18 protein-coding genes and 1 tRNA gene are annotated in these 19,204 nt (G+C 66.5%); 7 read left to right on the top strand and 12 right to left on the bottom strand.

Features of this window, described 5'->3' with window-relative positions; all coding sequences use genetic code 11:
• Window positions 1-52 precede the first annotated feature (52 nt).
• Both ACF3NP_RS00510 and ACF3NP_RS00505 read right to left on the bottom strand, forming a co-directional pair.
• Window positions 53-125 (bottom strand) — tRNA-Lys (locus ACF3NP_RS00510).
• A 52-nt stretch (window positions 126-177) separates the two neighbouring features.
• Complete coding sequence (locus ACF3NP_RS00505; RefSeq protein ID WP_392398789.1) at window positions 178-1,686, bottom strand: acetyl-CoA hydrolase/transferase family protein; 1,509 nt, start codon at window positions 1,684-1,686, stop codon at window positions 178-180.
• A 189-nt stretch (window positions 1,687-1,875) separates the two neighbouring features.
• Between ACF3NP_RS00505 and dusB the strand changes: the two genes are divergently transcribed.
• The gene (gene dusB, locus ACF3NP_RS00500; RefSeq protein WP_239307577.1) at window positions 1,876-3,036 is read left to right on the top strand and encodes a tRNA dihydrouridine synthase DusB; all 1,161 of its coding nucleotides are present in this window, start codon (window positions 1,876-1,878) and stop codon (window positions 3,034-3,036) included.
• 28 nt (window positions 3,037-3,064) lie between these two features.
• Complete coding sequence (locus ACF3NP_RS00495; RefSeq protein WP_239307576.1) at window positions 3,065-3,796, top strand: phosphate signaling complex PhoU family protein; 732 nt, start codon at window positions 3,065-3,067, stop codon at window positions 3,794-3,796.
• A 68-nt stretch (window positions 3,797-3,864) separates the two neighbouring features.
• On the opposite strand, the gene pstB is transcribed toward ACF3NP_RS00495, so the two are convergent.
• From pstB to mshD, 5 genes are all read right to left on the bottom strand, one after another.
• The gene (pstB, locus tag ACF3NP_RS00490; protein WP_181889021.1) at window positions 3,865-4,641 is read right to left on the bottom strand and encodes a phosphate ABC transporter ATP-binding protein PstB; all 777 of its coding nucleotides are present in this window, start codon (window positions 4,639-4,641) and stop codon (window positions 3,865-3,867) included.
• A gap of 37 nt (window positions 4,642-4,678) precedes the next feature.
• Complete coding sequence (gene pstA / locus ACF3NP_RS00485; RefSeq protein ID WP_236883535.1) at window positions 4,679-5,506, bottom strand: phosphate ABC transporter permease PstA; 828 nt, start codon at window positions 5,504-5,506, stop codon at window positions 4,679-4,681.
• Window positions 5,507-5,648: 142 nt separating this feature from the next.
• Entirely contained in the window at window positions 5,649-6,719 is a 1,071-nt protein-coding gene (pstC, locus tag ACF3NP_RS00480) for a phosphate ABC transporter permease subunit PstC (protein WP_181889023.1), read from the bottom strand.
• Between the two features lie 152 nt (window positions 6,720-6,871).
• Window positions 6,872-8,023 (bottom strand): phosphate ABC transporter substrate-binding protein PstS, encoded by a 1,152-nt coding sequence (gene pstS, locus ACF3NP_RS00475; protein WP_181889024.1) that lies wholly within the window; start codon window positions 8,021-8,023, stop codon window positions 6,872-6,874.
• A 164-nt stretch (window positions 8,024-8,187) separates the two neighbouring features.
• Window positions 8,188-9,060, bottom strand: a complete 873-nt coding sequence (mshD, locus tag ACF3NP_RS00470) for a mycothiol synthase (RefSeq protein WP_392398788.1) — start codon at window positions 9,058-9,060, stop codon at window positions 8,188-8,190.
• Window positions 9,061-9,094: 34 nt separating this feature from the next.
• Between mshD and ACF3NP_RS00465 the strand changes: the two genes are divergently transcribed.
• Window positions 9,095-9,820, top strand: coding sequence for an LmeA family phospholipid-binding protein (locus ACF3NP_RS00465; RefSeq protein ID WP_392398787.1), 726 nt, complete (start codon window positions 9,095-9,097; stop codon window positions 9,818-9,820).
• Window positions 9,813-10,469 (top strand): heme-binding beta-barrel domain-containing protein, encoded by a 657-nt coding sequence (locus ACF3NP_RS00460; protein ID WP_239357406.1) that lies wholly within the window; start codon window positions 9,813-9,815, stop codon window positions 10,467-10,469. The genes ACF3NP_RS00465 and ACF3NP_RS00460 overlap by 8 nt, the downstream gene beginning before the upstream one ends.
• Here ACF3NP_RS00460 and ACF3NP_RS00455 read toward each other — a convergent pair.
• Window positions 10,466-11,362 (bottom strand): aminodeoxychorismate lyase, encoded by an 897-nt coding sequence (locus ACF3NP_RS00455; protein ID WP_392398786.1) that lies wholly within the window; start codon window positions 11,360-11,362, stop codon window positions 10,466-10,468. The genes ACF3NP_RS00460 and ACF3NP_RS00455 overlap by 4 nt on opposite strands.
• Window positions 11,363-11,384: 22 nt before the next feature.
• Here ACF3NP_RS00455 and ygfZ point away from each other — a divergent pair, with 22 nt between their 5' ends.
• Together ygfZ and ACF3NP_RS00445 are read left to right on the top strand one after the other, a co-directional pair.
• The gene (gene ygfZ / locus ACF3NP_RS00450) at window positions 11,385-12,437 is read left to right on the top strand and encodes a CAF17-like 4Fe-4S cluster assembly/insertion protein YgfZ (RefSeq protein WP_392398785.1); all 1,053 of its coding nucleotides are present in this window, start codon (window positions 11,385-11,387) and stop codon (window positions 12,435-12,437) included.
• A gap of 131 nt (window positions 12,438-12,568) precedes the next feature.
• Window positions 12,569-12,769: a DUF3073 domain-containing protein gene (locus tag ACF3NP_RS00445; protein WP_181889030.1), complete on the top strand. Its 201-nt coding sequence runs from the start codon at window positions 12,569-12,571 to the stop codon at window positions 12,767-12,769.
• A 53-nt stretch (window positions 12,770-12,822) separates the two neighbouring features.
• On the opposite strand, the gene purM is transcribed toward ACF3NP_RS00445, so the two are convergent.
• Genes purM through ACF3NP_RS00430 form a run of 3 tightly spaced genes read right to left on the bottom strand, consistent with a single transcriptional unit; the run spans window position 12,823 to window position 15,804 of the window.
• Window positions 12,823-13,890, bottom strand: a complete 1,068-nt coding sequence (purM, locus tag ACF3NP_RS00440; RefSeq protein ID WP_392398784.1) for a phosphoribosylformylglycinamidine cyclo-ligase — start codon at window positions 13,888-13,890, stop codon at window positions 12,823-12,825.
• Window positions 13,891-15,399, bottom strand: a complete 1,509-nt coding sequence (gene purF / locus ACF3NP_RS00435; protein WP_392398783.1) for an amidophosphoribosyltransferase — start codon at window positions 15,397-15,399, stop codon at window positions 13,891-13,893.
• 24 nt (window positions 15,400-15,423) lie between these two features.
• Window positions 15,424-15,804 carry a sterol carrier family protein gene (locus ACF3NP_RS00430; protein ID WP_070474600.1) on the bottom strand — a complete coding sequence of 127 codons (381 nt, stop codon included), beginning with the start codon at window positions 15,802-15,804 and terminating at the stop codon, window positions 15,424-15,426.
• Window positions 15,805-15,828: 24 nt separating this feature from the next.
• On the opposite strand from ACF3NP_RS00430, the gene ACF3NP_RS00425 reads away from it, so the two are divergent.
• Window positions 15,829-16,836, top strand: a complete 1,008-nt coding sequence (locus ACF3NP_RS00425) for an acyl-CoA thioesterase (protein WP_269511907.1) — start codon at window positions 15,829-15,831, stop codon at window positions 16,834-16,836.
• A gap of 88 nt (window positions 16,837-16,924) precedes the next feature.
• Here the strand turns inward: ACF3NP_RS00425 and purL are convergent, their stop codons facing one another.
• Window positions 16,925-19,201, bottom strand: coding sequence for a phosphoribosylformylglycinamidine synthase subunit PurL (gene purL, locus ACF3NP_RS00420; protein WP_239307568.1), 2,277 nt, complete (start codon window positions 19,199-19,201; stop codon window positions 16,925-16,927).
• Window positions 19,202-19,204: the final 3 nt, after the last annotated feature.

Genomic DNA, 19,204 nt, shown 5'->3' with positions numbered 1-19,204 from the left:
CGCCCCTGGATGCAACAAACGCCCGCCGCAATATAGCGACGGGGGTTGAAGGTGGGCCCTGCGGGGATCGAACCCGCGACCTGCGGATTAAAAGTCCGTAGCTCTACCAGCTGAGCTAAAGGCCCGCGGGGGCTAATGGTAGCCCCTGGGACCATTAGCCCGGAAATCGGGGCAGGGTTAGTCCTGCTTCATCATCGTGCCGGTCTCTTCCATGCGCAGGTGGAAGTCGAAGGCGTGGCGCAGATCGTGCGGGGTTGCCTGGTACTTGCACTTGGAAGCGAGCTCGACGTACTCCTCCAGCAGCGGGCGGTACGACGGGTGGGCGATGGAGATCATCTTGGCCACGCGGTCGCGCGGGGCCAGGCCGCGCAGGTCGGCCACGCCGTACTCGGTGATGAAGACCATCGCGTCGTGCTCGTTGTGGTCGATGTGGGACGCGAACGGGACGATTGCGGAAATCGCGCCGTCTTTCGCCACCGACGGGGAGATGAAGGAGGAGATGTAGGCGTTGCGGGTGAAGTCGCCGGAGCCGCCCAGGGCGTTCATCAGACGGGAGCCGTTGATGTGGGTGGAGTTGGCGTTGCCGTAGATGTCCGCCTCGATCATGCCGTTGGACGCGATCAGGCCGGTGCGGCGGATGACCTCCGGGTGGTTGGAGATGGACTGCGGGCGCAGGATGATGGACTCGCGGTAGCGCGAGGCCTCGTTGTTCATCTTCTCCGCGTACTCCGGCGACAGGGAGAACGAGGTCGCGGACGCCACGGTCATCTTGCCGGCGTCGATGAGGTCGACCATGCCGTCCTGGATCACCTCGGTGTAGGCCTGGATGTTCTCGAACTTGGAGTCCATCAGGCCCGCCATCACGGCGTTGGGGACGTTGCCCACGCCGGACTGCATGACGTAGCCGTCGTAGGCCAGGCGGCCGGCCTTGACCTCGTTCTCCAGGAAGTCGAGGAAGTTGCCGGCGATCTGCTCGGAGATCTCGTCCGGCGCCTTGAACGGGGCGTTGCGGTCCGGGGCGTTCGTCTCAATGACGGCGACGACCTTCTCCGGGTCGATCTCGATGTAGGTGGTGCCGATGCGGTCGCCGCACTTGGTGATCGGGATCGGGATGCGGTTCGGCAGCGGCGGCACGGTCCAGATGTCGTGCATGCCCTCGAGCTCCTCGGACTGCCAGGAGTTGACCTCGATGATGATCTTCTTGGCGGCGTTGAGGAACTCCACGGAGTTGCCCACCGAGGAGGACGGGACGATGTTGCCGTCCTCGGTGATGCGCACGGCCTCCACGATGACCAGGTCGACCTCGCCGAAGAAGCCCTGCTCAACCATCATGCCGGAGTGCGACAGGTGGATGTCCTGGAACTTCATCTCGCCGGCGTTGATCTTGTTACGCATGGTCGGGTCGGACTGGTACGGCATGCGGTAGCGCAGCGCACCGGCCTCGGCGAGCACGCCGTCGCACTCCGGTGCGGTGGAGGCGCCGGTGTACATGTCGATGGAGAAGTCCTGGCCCTTCTCATGGGCGGCCTTCGCTTTCTCCGCGATGGCGGCGGGCATAGCCTTGGGGTAGCCGGCGCCGGTGAAGCCGGAGGTGCCGACCTTGTCGCCGTGGTTGACAAACTGGACAGCCTCTTCGGCGGACATAACCTTGTCGCGCAGCTTGGCGCTTGCAATGCGGTCGCTCATGATGCTCCCTCAAATCGTTTCGTGCGGGTATATAACATTTCCCACCATATTGTGACGTACGCCCCACTGCCAGGATTCGGGCGGAGCTCGTCGAAAAGCAAGTGCTTAGCGACGGCTCCGTACCCCCGAACGGGCGTAAACCCGACGATTGGACGGGACGCGTAGTCCACGGGAAGAATGGGCGGCACTATGACTGCAGTTGCCCCCGCCCTGACTATCGGCGGCATTGACTTGAGCTCCCCCGTCATCCTCGCGCCGATGGCCGGGGTGACAAACATGCCGTTTCGCGTGCTGTGCCGCGAGATTGAAGAAGAGCTCACCGGCACCTCCTCGGGCTTGTACGTCTGCGAGATGATCACGGCGCGCGCCATGGTGGCCCGCAACCAGAAAACCCTGCACATGACCACCTTCGCCGACGTGGAAACCCCGCGGTCGATGCAGCTGTACACCGTGGACCCCAAGTTCACCTACGAGGCCGTGCGCATGATCGTGGACGAAGACATCGCCGACCACGTGGACATGAACTTCGGCTGCCCGGTGCCCAAGGTCACCCGCAAGGGCGGCGGCTGCGCTATCCCGTACAAGCGCCGCCTCTACGGCAACATCGTCGACGCCGCCGTGCGCGCCGCCGAAGGCTCCGGGATCCCGATCACGGTGAAGTTCCGCATCGGCATCGACGACGAGCACCACACCCACCTCGACGCGGGCCGCATCGCCGCCGAGGCAGGAGCCGCCGCAGTGGCCCTGCACGCCCGCACCGGCGCGGAGCGCTACTCGGGCGAGGCCCACTGGGACGAGATCGGCCGCCTGGTCGAGCACATGGACGGCACCGGCGTGCCCGTCATCGGCAACGGCGACATTTTCGCCGCCGACGACGCCGCGAAGATGATGGAGCGAACCGGCTGCCACGGCGTGGAAGTTGGCCGCGGGTGCCTGGGCAGGCCCTGGCTGTTCGCCCAGCTCGGCGCGCAACTGCGCGGCGAGGAGATCCCGCCGGAGCCGACGCTCGGCCAAGTTGCCGGCATCATCTACCGCCACGCGGAGCTGCTGGCCGCCCACGACGGCGAAGAGCACGCCTGCCGCGACATCCGCAAACACACCGGCTGGTACCTGCGCGGCTTCCCCGTCGGCGGCGAGTTCCGCAAATCGTTGGCCCAAGTCAGCTCGCTGGCGGAGCTGAAGGAGCGCCTGGCACCCATCGCCGACTCGGACGAGATGGCCCAGCACGCGGACGACGCCCGCGGGCGCCAGGGCTCCGCCGGCAAGATCGCGCTGCCCGAGGGCTGGCTGGACGACCCCGAAGACGACACCGTTCCCGAAGGCGCCGAAATTGAAAATAACGGCGGGTAAACCCGCCAGCGTGCGTAGCATGAAGCCCATGCTTCGCACCGTGTACAGAGAACATCTCCAGGCCTTCAACGAGGACGTCCTCGAGATGTGCGACTCCGTGCGCGAAGTCATGGAACACGCCACGGCCGCGCTTTTGGAGCAATCCCTGGAGGACGCCGAGGCCGCCCTGACGGCCACGGACGGGCTCAACGAGATCAGCCAGCGCTGCGAGGAACGCAGCATGAGCCTCCTCGCGCTGCACAGCCCCGTCGCCTACGACCTGCGCCAGGTGGTCTCCGCGATCTACATCGTGGAAAGCTTCGAGCGCATGGGGTCGCTGGCGAAGAACATCGCGCTGTTGGCCCGGCTGCGCCACCCCGACCCCGTCTACCCCGAGCCGCTGCACGGCTACGTCCAGGAGCTCGCCCGCCTCGTCTACGAGATGGGTGCCGCCACCCGCAAGCTGCTTGTCGAGCCGGACGCCGACTCCGCCGTGGAGCTGCACACTATCGACGAGGGCGTGGACGACATGAAGGCTTACCTCAGCGCCCTTGTCACCGACAAGGATTGGCAATACACCAACCGGGAAGCCGTGGACGTGTCCATGCTGGCGCGCTACTACGAGCGCTACGCCGACCGCTGCGTCAGCGTGGGCCGGCGCATGGTCTTCCTCATCACCGGGCTCAAGCCCGAGGCATACGTGCAGCAGCGCGACGAGGTGGACTACGACCCGGTGAAGAAGTTCGCCACCATCGAGCGCAAGTTCCGCAAACGGAAGTAGGTCCAAAAAGGGCGGCGCCCCTTGCGGTGCGTGGGGCACCGAAGGGGCGCGTCGAAAAGCAGAATGCTTTAGCCGAAGCGGCCGGAGATGTAGTCCTCGGTCTCCTTCTGCTCCGGGTTCTCGAAGATGGTGGTGGTGTCGTTGAACTCCACCAGGTGGCCCGGCTTACCGGTGGCCTCGAGGGAGAAGAAGGCGGTCTTGTCGGACACACGCGCAGCCTGCTGCATGTTGTGGGTCACGATGACGATGGTGTACTCGTTCTTCAGCTCGTGGATGAGGTCCTCCACGGCGAGGGTGGAAATCGGGTCCAGGGCGGAGCAGGGCTCGTCCATGAGCAGGACCTCCGGGCGCACAGCGATCGCGCGCGCGATGCACAGACGCTGCTGCTGACCGCCGGAAAGGCCGCCGCCCGGCTTGTCCAGGCGGTCCTTGACCTCTTCCCACAGGTTCGCGCCGCGCAGGGACTGCTCGGCAACTTCCTTGAGCTTCTTCTTGTCCTTCTCGCCGGACAGGCGCAGGCCCGCGACGACGTTGTCCTCGATGGACATGGTCGGGAACGGGTTGGCCTTCTGGAACACCATGCCGATGGTGTTGCGCACGGCAACCGGGTCGACGTTCTTGCCGTAAATGTCGTTGCCGTCAAGGAGGATCTCGCCCTTCACGGATGCGCCGGGGATGACCTCGTGCATGCGGTTCAGGGTGCGCAGCACGGTGGACTTGCCGCAGCCGGACGGGCCGATGAAGGCGGTCACGGCCTTGGACGGGATCTGCATGTTGACGTTCTGCACGGCGTGGAAGTCGCCGTAGTAGATGTTGACGTCGTTGAGTTCGAGCTTGGTAGACATCTGGGTTTCTCCTGGGATGGGTGGGAACGCGGGTGGGTTACTTCTTGACCGAGTAGCGCTTCGCCACGAATCGAGCGAGCAGGTTCAGGGTGACAACGAGGATCACGAGCGTCAGCGCCGCTCCCCAGAGTCGGTCGTTTGCCGGGCCGGTCGCACCGGACTTCCACATATCCAGCATGAACAGCGGCAGCGAGGACTGCGGCTTGTCAAACATGTTGAACCAGTTCGTGGTCGGGGTGGAGCCGACGAGGATCAGCACCGGGGCGGACTCGCCCATCACGCGGGCGATGGCGAGCATGACGCCGGTGACGATGCCGGACAGTGCCGTCGGCAGCACGATGCGCATGATGGTCTTCCACTTCGGAACACCCAGTGCGTAGGACGCCTCGCGCAGGTCCATCGGAACCACGCGCAGCATCTCCTCGGTGTTGCGGACCACAACCGGGATCATGAGCAGGATCAGCGACAGGGACACTGCGAAGCCGGAACGCTGCTGGCCCAGGATGGTGATCCACAGGGCGTAGACGAACAGCGCGGCGACGATGGACGGCACACCGGAGAGGATGTCCACCATGAAGGTGGTCAGCTTGCCCAGCCTGTTGCCGTTGGAGTACTCCACCAGGTAGATCGCGGTGAAAATGCCGATCGGGATGGAAAACAGCGACGCGACCAGCGTCTGCATCAGCGTGCCGGCGATGGCGTGGAGTGCGCCGCCGCCCGGCTTGGAGGAGCGCACACCGACCATGTCCTGGGTCCACCAGGCCGGGTCGATCACGGCGCCCAGGCCGCGGGAGACCACGGTGATGAGCAGCCAGAGCAGCGGGATCAGGGCGAGGATCATGCACAGCCACATCAGGCCGCCCATGATCGAGTTGGTGGTCTTGCGGCTTGCGGCGATGTCGGTGAACGGGCTTTCACCTTTACGACGCGCCGGAGCGGAGTTCTTGGTTGCTACCTGGGAGGAGCCGTTGTTCGGTACTGCAGTAGACATATCTGCTTTCCGCTCCTTACTTGTTAACGATCGCGCGGGCGATCGAGTTGACGATGAAGGTCAGCAGGAACAGCACCAGGCCGGCGGCGATGTACGCGCCTGCGGAGACCGGGTTGTTGAACTCTGCGGCGGCGTTGGCGATCGCAGTGGCGAAGGTGGTGCCGCCGTCGAACAGCGAGCCGCGGAAGTCGTTCGCCGGTGCCACAGCCATGTACAGCGCCATGGTCTCACCCAGCGCGCGGCCGAGGCCGAGCATGGAACCGGCGATGAAGCCGGACATGCCGAACGGGATCACCGTCATGCGGATGACTTCCCAGCGGGTGGCGCCGAGAGCCAGTGCCGACTCGATCTGGCCCGGAGGGGTCTGCACGAAGATCTCGCGGGCGGTTGCGGCGATGATCGGCAGGATCATGATGGCCAGGACGATGCCGCCGGTCATCATGTTGCGGGCCGTGGAGAACGGCGGGGAGTTCTGGTAGGTGGCGAACAGGAAGAAGTCGCCGCCCCAGCTGTTGACCCACTTGTAGAAGTCGCCCAGCAGCGGGCCGAGCACCTGCGCGCCCCACAGGCCGTAGACGATGGACGGCACGGCGGCGAGCATGTCCACCAGGGTGCCCAGCGGGCGGACCAGCTTCGGCGGGCAGTAGTTGGACAGGAACAGTGCCACGCCAAGGGCGATAGGCATCGCGATGACCAGCGCGATCAGCGAGATGGTCACCGTGGAGAAGAACAGGTTCGGGATACCGAACTTCATTGCGTCCAGGTTCGCCGTCTGCCAGCCGCCACCGTAGGTGAGGAAGCCGATCAAGCCGCGGTCGTTACGCATCAGCGGCGGGAGGGCCTGGATGAGCAGGAAGATACCGATCGCCGCGACCAGCACAGTGATCAGCGTCGCGGAGGCGGTGGAGAGGAACTCGAAAACGCGGTCACCCGGGCGCTTCACGCCGGAGCCCTTGTTTGCGTTGTCCGCTACCGGGGTGTTTCCGCCGTCGCCTTTTGTCAGGGTGGTGCCCGTTGAGTTCTGGATTACAGGATCTGTGGTGTTCGCGGGTCCTGCTCCGCGGTCGAGGTGATCGTTAGCAGCCATATGCTCGAATCCTTCGAAGATGAATCGTTGTGGACGGCGGAAACTGGGGCTTGCGCTCCACTTCTCCGCATAGAGAGACCCCCAAAGATCGGAATCTGAGGGGGTCTATCTGCCTACTGCGGCCTAAGACCGCAGTAGCCGATTGCCAGCAATTACTTGATGGCGTTGATAGCCTCGCGCAGACGCTCAGCGTGTGCACCCTTGACCGGGATGAAGCCCTCAGCAGCGAGCTCGTCGTCCTGGCTGTCCAGAGCAACGTTGAGGAAGTCCTTGACCATCTTGGAGGTTGCCTCGTCGTAGCCGGCGGAGCAGACGATCTCGTAGGTGGTCAGAACCAGCGGGTATGCGCCAGCAGCGTCGGTCTTGAACAGCTTGTCAGAGTCGACGACCATGTTGTGGCCCTCGGTCTTGAACTCGAGGCCGTCCAGGGTCTTCTCAACAGCCTCGTCGGTGAGCTCAACCGGGCCGCCACCGAAGTCGATGTTGGCCTTCTTGTCAGCGAAGCCAGCCTCAACGTAGGTGATTGCACCCTCGGTTGCGTTGACCTCCTGTGCCACACCGGAGGAGCCGTTGGCGCCGGTGCCCACAGCGTTCGGGAATGCCTTGCCGGTGGACTCCCACTTGCCGTCGGAAGCGGCAGCCAGGAACTTCTGGAAGTTGTCGGAGGTGCCGGACTCGTCGGAGCGGTAGAAGACGTTGATCGGAGCGTCCGGAAGCTCGACGCCCTCGTTGTTCTCGGCGATCTTCGGGTCGTTCCAGGTGGTGATGACGCCCTGGAAGATCTCGACGATGTTGTCGACGGTCAGGTTCAGCTCGTCCACGCCGTCCAGGTTGTAGGCGATTGCGACCGGGCCGATGACGAACGGCAGGTGCCATGCCTCGTTGCCGCCGCAGCGGTCAGCGGCTGCCTGGACCTGGTCGTCCTTCAGCGGGGAGTCGGAGCCAGCGAAGACAGCCTGGTTGGCGATGAAGTTCTTCTGGCCAGCGCCGGAGCCGGACGGGGTGTAGGCCAGCTGAGCACCCGGAACCTCGGATGCGTAGACGGACGCGAAGTAGTCCATCGCGTTCTGCTGGGAGGAAGCGCCCTCTGCGACGAGGGTGCCCTCCTGGCCGGAGAGCTCGTAGTCGCCGGACTTCGAGTCGCTGTCCTTGCTGTCCTTGTCGTCGGAGGACACGGCCTCGGTTGCGGACTCAACAGCGTCGGTAGCTGCGTTGTCCTCGGAGTCGCCGCAAGCGACGAGGGAAGCGGAAGAGAGGGCAACGACGCCAGCGATTGCTGCGGTGCGCTTGAAGTTACGGATCACGGGATACCTTTCCGGTGCTAACGGGTCAGTTTCGAGTGTCGGAACAACTGTCCGATTACTCACGAGTGCAAACCTACGGAACCCTGGTTAATGGCCGGTAGCCAGTTAAGTGAATAACTGGTGAACTCCCGCCCATCACAACGTTTCCGCAGGTAAAAGCCAGGCTACCGGTAGACAACGTGACTTTCATCAACTTTGAAGCCGAGCTGCGTATAGCGCTTCACAGCGGGCTCATTGTCTGCCTCAACATAGAGGATGACCTGCGGGGATCCACCCTGGACAAGGTGCGCCAACCCCATCTGCATCAATGGTCCCCCCATTCCCTCCCCCCGATGCTCTGAGGCAAGCCCAACCACATACACCTCACCCGTCCCATCAGGGTGGCGCTTGGTCCAGTGGAACCCAGCCAACTGTTCGCCTTCGTACAGCAGCTGCACACCCGCCGGGTCGAACCACTCAGCCTCCATCGCGCGGTGCAACCGCTCCACGTCCCAGCCTCCCTGTTCCGGGTGCCAGGAAAACGCGTCGTTGTTCACGGCGAGCCATTGCTTCTCGACGGCGTCCCGCCCCCAACGCTCCACCGCCCCCACGTAGTCCAGGGCCTCGAACCCTGCCGGCAGCTCTGGCCCGCCGGCAGGGATGTCGTCGGCGGAAATCCCCATCACCAGCAGCTCCCGGACTACCTCGAGCCCCAGTTTCGCCGCGAGCGCCTTCGCCCCCGGAAGGTTGCCGTGCGCCCACAGCCCGGCGTCAGGGTTTTCGGCACGGACTGTGCGCGCCAGTGCTTCGCCGATGGCTTCGCGGCGGCGCTCCGGGTGCACGACCAGCTCCGCTGAGCCGTCCTCCGCCAGCCCCGCGCAGGCGACGACCTCGCCGTCGCGCTCGGCCAGGAAGTGGGTATGGCGGAGGCGATCGTCGTCAAGCCCCTGCACAAAGCTTTCAGAGAAGGCGGCGATGCCGTCGTGGGCTTCGGCGGCCTCAAGCAAGGGTCGCACGCGGTCGCCGGGCAGGTGGGCGCTTAGGATATCGGCAGTCATGGCTCCCAAGGCTACGTGCGGGAAGGAGAGCGCGGTGAAGAAAGCGGTCGTGGTCGCGGCGGTACTCGTCGCCGCCCTCGGGCTCGCGGATACCGCGCTGGCCTCGCACGTGGAGCACGACCTCGCGCGCGAAGGTGTGGAGGCGGAGGTCAGCGCCGTGCCCTTTGTGTGGTCGGGCATCTCAGGCCGCGTCCCGCGCGTCACCGTGAAGCGCACCGACGCGGACATCCCCGGCCCCGGGGTGGGCACGGTGAGCGTGGAGATGTTCAACCTCAAGCTGGACACGCCTTCGGATGCGCTGCGCGGCGAAGTCGTCGGCGCGGACGCCCGCCTGGTGCGCCGCCGCATCCGGCTCGACGGCGTGGGCTTCGGCGAGCTGCTGGGCATCACGGACCTGGACATGGCCAACCCCTACGACATCTCCCCCACCGGCGGCGTGGCCAGCGAGGCGCGCCTGACCGGCACCGCGCCCGGCGCGCGCGAGCCCGCCACCGTGGTGGTGACGCTGCGGCTTGTCGACGGCACATTCCGCATGCGGCCGAGTCAGCTCCTCGACGTCGCGGACGGCGACGAACAGGCCGTGCTGGACGGATTCAGTCTCGACCTGGACACCCGGGAGCTGCCGCTCGGCGGGCCCGCGGACCTGGTGCAGCTTCGCGGGGGCTCGCTCGAGCTGTCCCGCGACCGGGTAAACACTGTGGTGGAGCCCGCGGATCTGGAACCGCTGGCGGGAGCGTCTACGCTTGGGAAGCATGACTGAGCAAGACAACACCCCAGAAAACAAGCTCAACGGCAACGACGCTGTGAACCTCGCGGCGGAGCAGTCCAAGGAGACCGCGCACCGCAACATCCCGGAGCTGGGATTCGAGGACATGCCGCTCGAGGCGGACACGGCCAACCTGCGTTACGGGCCGTCGCTTCACGACGGCCTTTTGGCCCTGCTGCCGCTCGTCGGCGTGTGGACCGGCTCCGGCCAGGCCAACGACCCGTCCGACCCGGAGGGCGATGAATACGCCTTCGGCCAGCAGCTCGTCGTCTCCCACGACGGCGAGAACTACCTGCGCTTCGAGTCCCGCATCTGGCGCCTGGATTCCGAGGGCAACGCCACCGGCGCGGACCAGCGCGAGGTGGGGTTCTGGCGCATCTCGCTCAAGGACGAGATTGAGGTGACGCTGACGAACTCCCGCGGTTTGGTGGAAATCATGTACGGCGGCCTGGTCAACGAGCGCGCGTGGCAGCTCACCAGCGCCTCCACCATCGCCACGGAGACCGGCCCGGCGGCCCACGGCCCAGGCAAGCGCCTCTACGGCCTGATGCCCAACAACAACCTGGGCTGGGTGGACGAGCGTGCCGTCGACGGCGAGATGGTGCCCTACATGTCCGCCGAGCTCAAGCGAGTGGCGGGCTAAGCTATCGCGTCTTCAATGAGCTGCCTGATCTCCGACGCGTTGTCGGGGGCGGGCAGCTTTTCGCCGTCGAGGCGCTTCACGCGCGCGGCGATGCGGGTGGAGCTGACCAACCAGACGGACTCCGCCTTGAACAGCTCGTTGAGGTAAATGTCCTTGGCCTTGCACTTCCAGCCGAGCTTTTCCGCGTGCTCGAAGACGGCGGCCTGGGTGGTGCCGGCCATCACGCCCGCGCCCGGGGCTGGGGTGCGCAGGCGGCCGCCCTTTTTCACCATGAGCACGCTCGACGTCGCGCCTTCGAGCACGCGGCCGGTCTCCGGGTCGATGTAGATGATGTCGTCCGCGCCCTGCTCCCCCGCCCAGCGCAAGGCCGCCATGGTCAGCGCGTAGTTCAGCGTTTTCGCGCCGTCGCGCATCCACGGCACGTCCAAGTCGATGGCGTAGCCGCGCGGGGTGGTCAGCACGCTCACCCCGCGTTCGCGCTGGCGCAGCACGCTTTCCGGCAGCGGCCGCACCGTGATCCAGGCGGTGGGCACCCCGGTGGTTTCGCGCCCGCGGGTCATGGTCCAAGTAACCTTCGCCTCGACGTCCACGGCGTCCCCGCGCTCGCGGCAGTAGTCGGCCACGGCCTCCTCGGTCGCGCGGACCCAGTGCTCCCGGCCCGGCTCGGGCAGGCCCAAAAGCTCCGCGGAGCGTACAAAGCGTTTGAAGTGCTTGCCCAGGTTTCGCGGCTTTCCCCCGCGCACCAGGATGGATTCGAAGATGCCGTCGCCGCGGGTGACGGCCGCGTCGTCCCAGAACACGTGCGGCATGTTCGGGTTCTGGCGCCGCACCGAGCCGCCGAACGGCTCCACCAGGTAGATCACGGGTGCGGGCGTTAGCTGGGGAAAAACCATAGTGGCCCTATGATAGGCGCCCATGGGTTACGCATCGGAGCTTTTGACACGTCCCGGCGCACAGGAGCTGCCCGGGGCCTCGCTTCTCGACGCCAAAGGGGTCCCCTGGCATTACGGCAACCCCCTGGTGGAGCAGCGCATCACCGAGCCGACGCTGGTGGACCGTTCCCACCGCGCCGTTATCGCCGTCTCCGGGCCGGACGCGCCGACATTCCTCAACAACCTGCTCTCGCAGAAGCTGGATGACGCCGCCGACGGCTTCGCCGCTGCCGCCCTGGACCTGGACGCGCAGGGCCGCATCCTGCACCACGCCGACGTGGCGGTGGCCGGCGGCGTCTACTACTTCGACCTGCCGTCCTACCAGCGCGAATCCTTCGTGGACTTCCTGCGCAAGATGGTGTTCTGGTCCGAGGTGACCATCGAGGAGCCGGACCTGGGCGTGCTCACCATCCTGGGCCCGGTGGCACAGCCGGACTTGGGCCAGGTGTTCACCCGCCGCCTGGACGGCTGGGGCGGGGTCGGCCGCACCGACATCGCGGTGCCGAAGGCCCGGATTGCCGAGGTCGCGGACCAATTCCCGCTCGCGGGGCTGATGGCCTTTACCGCCTTCCGCGTCGCTGCCGGCGAGCCGGAAACGCGCGCGGACTTGGACGAGAAATCCATCCCACACGAGGCACCGAACCTGATCAACCGCGGCGAAAATATCCGCGCCGTCCACCTGGATAAGGGCTGCTACCGCGGGCAGGAAACCGTCGCGCGCGTGGAGAATCTGGGCCGCTCCCCCAGGCTGCTGGTCAAGCTGCAGCTGGACGGCTCCGCCCCGTCCGAGCCGGAGATCGGCGCCGAGATCACCGCCGGCGGGCGCAAGGTGGGCAGGCTCGGCACCGTTGTGCACGACGCGGACGAAGGCCCGGTCGCCCTCGCCCTGGTGAAGCGTTCGGCGCTACAGGCGCCGCTGGATATCGGCGGCACGGCGGCGTCGGTGGACCAGTCGTCCCTGCCGGCAGATGAGGGCGACCACGCGGGACGCCGGGCCGTCGATAGGCTAAGGCGCGGACCTGAGAGCCAGCTATAAAAGCTGTTCAGACCCCCAAAGCGCATTTTTTCTGAGTGCAAGCTATAGTGTCCTACAGGAAAATATCGTAAATAAGTATGAGGCCGCCTCTTTAGAAGGCCGCCCAAGAACCACCTCAAGGGGGTCACGCCATGGGCCGCGGACGCGCAAAAGCCAAGCAGACCAAGGTTGCTCGCCAGCTGAAGTACAACACTCCTGAAATGGACCTGGATTCCCTGCAGCGAGAGCTTGCAGGCCAGGCCCCGCGACGCAGCTGGGACGACGACGAGGCAGAGGTGGACGACCAGTACGCGGAGTACGCGGACTGGGACGACGAGGACGACGACCGCTAGTCCACCGCCTCAATGAAAAAAGCACCCCTCACCGGGGTGCTTTTTACGTATTCCTAGTACTGCGGGTGCGAGCCGGTGAGCACGGCGCGGGCAGTATCGCCCTCGCCCGCGGCGCGGACCTCGCCGAGATCCCACGCGTCGATGTGACGCGCCGCCAGGATGGCCAGGGCGCGGTCCCGGTCCTCCGGGCTGACGATGGCCACCATGCCGACGCCCATGTTGAACGTCTTCTCCATCTCCTCGTCCGGAACCTGGCCGACGGACTTGATGGTGCGGAAGATCGGCCCCGGGGTCCAGGTGGTGCGGCGCATCTCCGCCACTAGCCCCTCGGGGATGATGCGCTCCATGTTGCCGGCCAGGCCGCCGCCGGTGACGTGGCAGAACGTGTGCACCTCGCACTCTGCGGCCAGCGCCAGGCAGTCCAGGGCGTAAATGCGGGTCGGCTCGAGCAGCTCCTCGCCGAGGGTGCGGCCCAGCTCCTCCATCTCCGCGTCCAGGGGCAGCCCGGCGCGCTCCAGCAGCACGTGGCGGGCCAGGGAGTAGCCGTTGGAGTGCAGGCCGGAAGAGGCCATGGCGATGATGGAATCGCCCTCGCGGACCTTGTCCGGGCCGAGCAGCTCGGCGGCCTCGACGACGCCGACGGCGGTGGCGGACACGTCGTACTCGTCCGGCTCCATCACGCCCGGGTGCTCAGCGGTCTCGCCGCCGAGCAGCGCGCAGCCGGCTTGGACGCAGCCCTCGGCGATGCCGGAGACAATCTCTGCGACCTTTTCGGGCACGACCTTACCGATGGCGATGTAGTCCTGCAGAAACAGCGGCTCGGCGCCGCAGACGACCAGGTCGTCCACGCACATGGCCACCAGGTCAATGCCGATGGTGTCGTGCTTGTCCATGGCCTGCGCCACCGCAAGCTTCGTGCCCACGCCGTCGGAGCCTGCCGCCAGCAGCGGTTCCTTGTACTTGCCCAGGGCAAACAGGCCGGCGAAGCCGCCCAGGCCGCCGCGGACCTCTGGGCGGGTGGCGCGCTTGGCGTGCGGGGCGAAAAGCTCCACGGCCTTGTCGCCGGCTTCGATGGACACGCCGGCGGCTTCGTAGGAAACCGGATTCTGTTCAGTACTCATTTAGGCTTCTGCACCTTTCTGGATGCGTCGGACAAGGTCGGCGTTGGGGTTGCCCTCGGGCAGGCCCAGCGGGTAATCGCCGGTGAAGCAGGCCGCGCAGAGGTTTTCCTTGCGCTGGTTCGAGGCGGCGATCATGTCGTCGATGGGCACGAATGCCAGCGAATCCGCCCCGATCATCGTGCGGATGGACTCGGCGACCGCCTCGTCGTTGTCGGTGCGGCCATGGTTGGCGATCAGCTCGCCCGGGCTGGCGAAGTCGATGCCGTAGAAGCACGGCCACTTCACCGGTGGCGAGGCGATGCGCACGTGCACCTCCGCCGCGCCCGCCTCCCGCAGCATGCGGATGAGCTTGCGCTGCGTGTTGCCGCGCACGATGGAATCGTCCACCACCACGAGCTTCTTGCCCTCGATGACCTCGCGCACCGGGTTGAGCTTCAGGCGCAGGCCCAGCTGGCGCAGCGTGTCGGAGGGCTGGATGAACGTGCGGCCCACGTAGGCGTTTTTCATCATGCCCTGCTTGAACGGGATGCCGGACGCCTCCGCGTAGCCGATGGCGGCTGGCGTGCCGGACTCCGGCACGGGCATGACCAGGTCCGCCTCGACGGGGCTCACCTTGGACAGGCGGCGGCCGATCTCGATGCGAGAGGCGTTGACGGTCTGGCCGTCGATGACGGAGTCGGGCCGCGCCACGTAGACGTACTCGAACACGCAGTGCGCCTTCGGGGTCTCGGCAAAGCGCTCAGAGTGCACGCCGGACTCGTCGATGGCGACCATCTCGCCCGGCTCGATGTCGCGCACGAACGAGGCGCCGACGATGTCCAAAGCGCAGGTCTCTGAGGCGACCACCCAGCCGCCGTCGAGGCGGCCCAACGACAGCGGGCGCACGCCGTGCGGGTCGCGCGCGGCATACAACGTGTGGCCGTCGGTGACCATGAAGCAGAAGGCGCCTTTGACGCGGGGCAGGAGTTCACGTGCGGCGTCGAGAAGCGTCTTGCCCTCGGTGACCAAATCCGCCAGCAGCGCGGAGACCACCGCGGTGTCCGACGACGACCCCTGGCCATTGACCCCGGCCGGCGGGATGAGCTTCTTCGCAATCGCCTCGTTCTGCAACTCCACGTAGTTGACCAGGTTGCCGTTGTGCGCCAGCGCGATGTCGGTGCCGTTAGGCGAGGTGCGGAACATCGGTTGGACGTTCTCCCACGAATTGCCGCCGGCCGTGGAGTAGCGGGTATGCCCGATCGCCACATCGCCCTGCAGCGCCTCCAGCGCGGGTTCGTCGAAGACCTGGCTGACCAGGCCGGTGTCCTTGAACACCACCAGCTTGTCCGGGTCTCCCACCGCGATGCCGGCGCCTTCCTGGCCGCGGTGCTGCAGCGCAAACAGGCCGAAGTAGCTCAGCTTGGCCACATCCTCGCCCGGCGCCCAGACGCCGAACACGCCGCACTCGTCGCGCGGGGTGTCGCTGTCGATGTCGAAGTCCTGACTTAGTTTAGGGCTCTCCGTAAGCACGCCCCTCACTGTATCCGAGTCCACTCAGCGCAGCGCAATCACGGGAAGACCGGCAGCAATTTCGGCGGCGCGGGACCCGGAGGCGTCGATAGTCCCGCGCTTGAGCTCCTCGTCGAAACTGGTCAGCCCGGTGGCGAGCCGCAGCCACGTCTCCGGTTTCATCTCCACCACGTTCGGCGGGGTGCCGCGCGTGTGCCGCGGCCCCTCGACGCACTGCACCGCCACAAACGGCGGCACGCGCAGCTCCACCGAGTGGCCCGGGAGCTCTTCGGCGAGGGTGCGCGCGGTGCGCCTGCAAGCATTTGCAAGCTCGCTTCTCGACGGCTCCGCTGCCCCACCCTCCAGCCACCCAGCCACCTGCTGGATCGCCTCACGTGTCAGCGCCGGGTCTTGTTTCTGCACCATGACACACCATATTAAGGTGGCCCCATGCCGAATACCCCCGTCGCCGCCGAGCGCTCCCCGTCCGTGACCCTGCGATTCATGGCCTCCCCCACCGACGTGCTGCACCACGGCGCACAAGGTGTCTCCGGCGGCCGCGTGCTGGAGTGGATCGATAAGGCGGCGTACGCCTGCGCCGCGCAGTGGTCCGCCACCTACTGCGTCACCGCCTACGTGGGCCACATCCACTTCACCCGGCCGATTCCCTCGGGCCACATCGTGGAGGTGCGCTCCCGCATCGCCATGACGGGGCGGTCCTCCATGCACATCGTCAACGAGGTGCTCTCCGCCGACCCCCGCGAGGGCGTGTTCACCCGCGCCTGCGACTGCCTGGTGGTGTTCGTGGCCAAGGACCCGGACACCGGCAAATCCATGGCGGTGCCGTCGTTTGTGCCGACGGATGACGAGGAGCGCCGCGTCGCCGAGGCCGCCGAGTCGCGCATTGGTCTGCGCAAGGCGATCGAGGAAGAAATGGAGGCGCAGACCTACACCGACGACTCCACCGCGCCGCGCATCGTGCACCGCTTCATGGCTAAGCCCACCGACGTGAACTGGGGCGGCAACGTCCACGGCGGCACCGCCATGGAATGGATCGACGAGGCCGGCCTGGCCTGCACCATGGAGTGGTCCGGCGAGCGCACCGTGGCGGTCTACGCCGGCGGCATCCGCTTCTACCACCCGGTGCACATCGGCGACCTGATCGAGGTGGACGCGCGCATCACCCGCACCGACTCGCGTTCCATCCACACCTCGGTGCACCTGCGCGCCGGCGACCCCCGCGGCGGGCGGGACAACCTGAAGGACGCCATCCACGCCACGTTCACCTACATCGGCATCGACATCGACGGCAACCCCCTGCCGGCGCGCAAGTTCACCCCGGTCACCGAGGAGGACCAGCGCCTCTGGGAGCACACGCAGACGCTGAAGGACCTGCGCGGGCAGTATGAGCCGGTGCCGCTGGTCAAGCCGCTGCCGCCGGTGCAGCGCACGTCCTAGGTCTTTTCGCACCCGTATAAGCGTTTGGGGAATGTGGCAAATATTTGCCGCATTCCCCAAACGCTTAATTGGTGGTCGCGCTAGAGCGCTAGACCGCCGCGTTCGGCGCCGTTGCGGCCGCGAAGTGCGACGGCATGGTCGCCGCCCACGCGCCGGCGAGCTCCGCGACCTGGATCTCCTGCCCAGCCACGCGCAGCACACCGTCGTCAGTGGTCTCGCCCAGCACTGCGACCGGGATGCCCGCGGAGTTCGCGCGCTCCACGGCTGCTTCCGCGCGGTCGCTGGTCACGGCGACCAGCACGCGGGAGGCGGACTCGGAGAACAGCGCGGTGAACGCGTCTTCGTGCACGCCCTCCAGGTTCAACTCCGCGCCCTTGTCGGAGCCGAGCAGCAGCTCGAACACCGCCTGGGACAGGCCGCCCTCAGACAGGTCGTGCGCGGCCGCGATGCCCGCGGCGTTGCCGGCGAAGAACTCCGCCAGGCGGGCCTCGTTAGCCAGGTCCACCTGCGGCGGCAGGCCGGCCAGGCCCGCGCCGGAGATGTCCTGCCACACGGAGCCGCCGAACTCGTCCTTGGTCTCGCCGAGCAGGATCAGGGTGTACTGCTCGTCCGTGGACGGCAACGCGTGCGGGATGGCCTTCTCCACGTCCTCCATCACGCCCAGCACGCCGACCACGGGGGTGGGCAGGATCGGTGTCTCGCCGGTCTGGTTGTAGAAGGACACATTGCCGCCGGAGACTGGGATGGCGAGTTCAGCGGAGCCGTCGGCAAGCCCATGCACTGCCTCGCGGAACTGCCACATCACATCCGGGTTCTCCGGGGAGCCGAAGTTGAGGCAGTTGGTCACGGCGACCGGGGTGGCGCCGGTGACGGCGACGTTGCGGTACGCCTCCGCAAGCGCGAGGCGCGCGCCCATGTTCGGGTCGAGGTAGGTGTAGCGGCCCGACGCGTCTGCGGAGACGGCCACGCCGCGGTTGGTTTTCTCGTTGATGCGCAGCACGCCGGAGTTGGCGTACTTGGCCTGCACGGTGTTGCCGCGCACGTAGCGGTCGTACTGCTCAGTGATGAAGTCGCGGGAGCACAACGCGGGCGATGCGACCATCTTCAGCCATGCGTCCTTGATGTCGCTTTGCTTCTCGACGTCACCTCCGGCCTGCACACCATCCTGCCAATCCGGGCGCGCGTAGGGACGCTCGTAGATCGGGCCCTCGTCGATAGTCGACGGCGGGGCGTCCACCACGAGCTCGCCGTTGTGGAACACCTGCAGACGGTCCGCGTCCGAGGTGACCTCGCCGATGACGGACGCGAGCACGTCCCACTTGGCGCAGATTTCCATGAACTTATCCACGTCCTCCGGCGCCACAACCGCGCACATGCGCTCCTGGGACTCGGAGGCGAGGATCTCCGCGGCGGACATGTTCTCCGCGCGCAGGGGCACATTGTCCAGGTTGACGGTCATGCCGCCGTCGCCGGACGCCGCGAGCTCGGAGGTGGCGCAGGACAGGCCGCCGCCGCCCAGGTCCTGGATGCCTTCGACCACGCCTGCGGCGTAGAGCTCGAGGCAGCACTCGATGAGGACCTTCTCCGCGAACGGGTCGCCCACCTGCACGGCCGGCAGCTTGCGCTCCTCGCCCTCCTCGAAGGTGGCGGAGCCCAGCACGGACACGCCGCCGATGCCGTCGAGGCCGGTGCGGGAGCCGAACAGAATGACCTTGTTGCCGGTGCCGGAGGCGAACGCCAGGTGGAGGTCCTCCACCTTCAGCGTGCCCACGCAGAGCGCGTTGACCAGCGGGTTGCCGGCGTACGCCGGGTCGAAAACGGTCTCGCCGCCGATGTTGGGCAGGCCCAGGCAGTTGCCGTAGCCGCCGATGCCGTGGACGACGCCCGGCAGGACACGTTTGGTGTCTTCAGCGTCGATAGGCCCGAAGCGCAGCTGGTCCATCACGGCGATCGGGCGCGCGCCCATGGCCATGATGTCGCGGACGATGCCGCCGACGCCGGTGGCCGCGCCCTGGTACGGCTCCACGAAGGAGGGGTGGTTGTGGCTTTCCACGCGGAAGGTCACCGCGTCGCCGCCGCCGATGTCCACCACGCCGGCGTTCTCGCCGATGCCGGCGAGGATCTTCGACGCCATCTCCTCGGTCATGGTCTGGCCGAAGTAGCGCAGGTGCGTCTTGGAGGACTTGTAGGAGCAGTGCTCGGACCACATCACGGAGTACAGCGTCAGCTCCGCGTCGGTAGGTCTGCGGCCCAGAATGGCCTTGATCTTGGCGTACTCGTCGTCCTTCAGGCCCAGCTCGGCGTACGGCTGCTCGAGCTCCGGGGTGTCGAAGGCGTTGTCGACGGTGTCGTTGTGCACGGTCATTTC

Source organism: Corynebacterium lehmanniae (assembly GCF_043161975.1).
GTDB classification, from domain to species: domain Bacteria; phylum Actinomycetota; class Actinomycetes; order Mycobacteriales; family Mycobacteriaceae; genus Corynebacterium; species Corynebacterium lehmanniae.
The sequence above is the reverse complement of the archived record's forward strand: the minus strand, read 5'-3'. Positions and strand labels throughout refer to the sequence as shown.

What these genes read in the sequence shown, in the direction of transcription:
- ACF3NP_RS00505 (WP_392398789.1), bottom strand. Translation starts at nt 1,686, where the DNA reads ATGAGCGACCGCATTGCAAGCGCCAAGCTGCGCGACAAGGTTATGTCC.
- dusB (WP_239307577.1), top strand. Translation starts at nt 1,876, where the DNA reads ATGACTGCAGTTGCCCCCGCCCTGACTATCGGCGGCATTGACTTGAGC.
- ACF3NP_RS00495 (WP_239307576.1), top strand. Translation starts at nt 3,065, where the DNA reads ATGCTTCGCACCGTGTACAGAGAACATCTCCAGGCCTTCAACGAGGAC.
- pstB (WP_181889021.1), bottom strand. Translation starts at nt 4,641, where the DNA reads ATGTCTACCAAGCTCGAACTCAACGACGTCAACATCTACTACGGCGAC.
- pstA (WP_236883535.1), bottom strand. Translation starts at nt 5,506, where the DNA reads ATGGGCGGCCTGATGTGGCTGTGCATGATCCTCGCCCTGATCCCGCTG.
- pstC (WP_181889023.1), bottom strand. Translation starts at nt 6,719, where the DNA reads ATGGCTGCTAACGATCACCTCGACCGCGGAGCAGGACCCGCGAACACC.
- mshD (WP_392398788.1), bottom strand. Translation starts at nt 9,060, where the DNA reads ATGACTGCCGATATCCTAAGCGCCCACCTGCCCGGCGACCGCGTGCGA.
- ACF3NP_RS00460 (WP_239357406.1), top strand. Translation starts at nt 9,813, where the DNA reads ATGACTGAGCAAGACAACACCCCAGAAAACAAGCTCAACGGCAACGAC.
- ACF3NP_RS00455 (WP_392398786.1), bottom strand. Translation starts at nt 11,362, where the DNA reads ATGGTTTTTCCCCAGCTAACGCCCGCACCCGTGATCTACCTGGTGGAG.
- ygfZ (WP_392398785.1), top strand. Translation starts at nt 11,385, where the DNA reads ATGGGTTACGCATCGGAGCTTTTGACACGTCCCGGCGCACAGGAGCTG.
- ACF3NP_RS00445 (WP_181889030.1), top strand. Translation starts at nt 12,569, where the DNA reads ATGGGCCGCGGACGCGCAAAAGCCAAGCAGACCAAGGTTGCTCGCCAG.
- purM (WP_392398784.1), bottom strand. Translation starts at nt 13,890, where the DNA reads ATGAGTACTGAACAGAATCCGGTTTCCTACGAAGCCGCCGGCGTGTCC.
- ACF3NP_RS00430 (WP_070474600.1), bottom strand. Translation starts at nt 15,804, where the DNA reads ATGGTGCAGAAACAAGACCCGGCGCTGACACGTGAGGCGATCCAGCAG.
- ACF3NP_RS00425 (WP_269511907.1), top strand. Translation starts at nt 15,829, where the DNA reads ATGCCGAATACCCCCGTCGCCGCCGAGCGCTCCCCGTCCGTGACCCTG.
- purL (WP_239307568.1), bottom strand. Translation starts at nt 19,201, where the DNA reads ATGACCGTGCACAACGACACCGTCGACAACGCCTTCGACACCCCGGAG.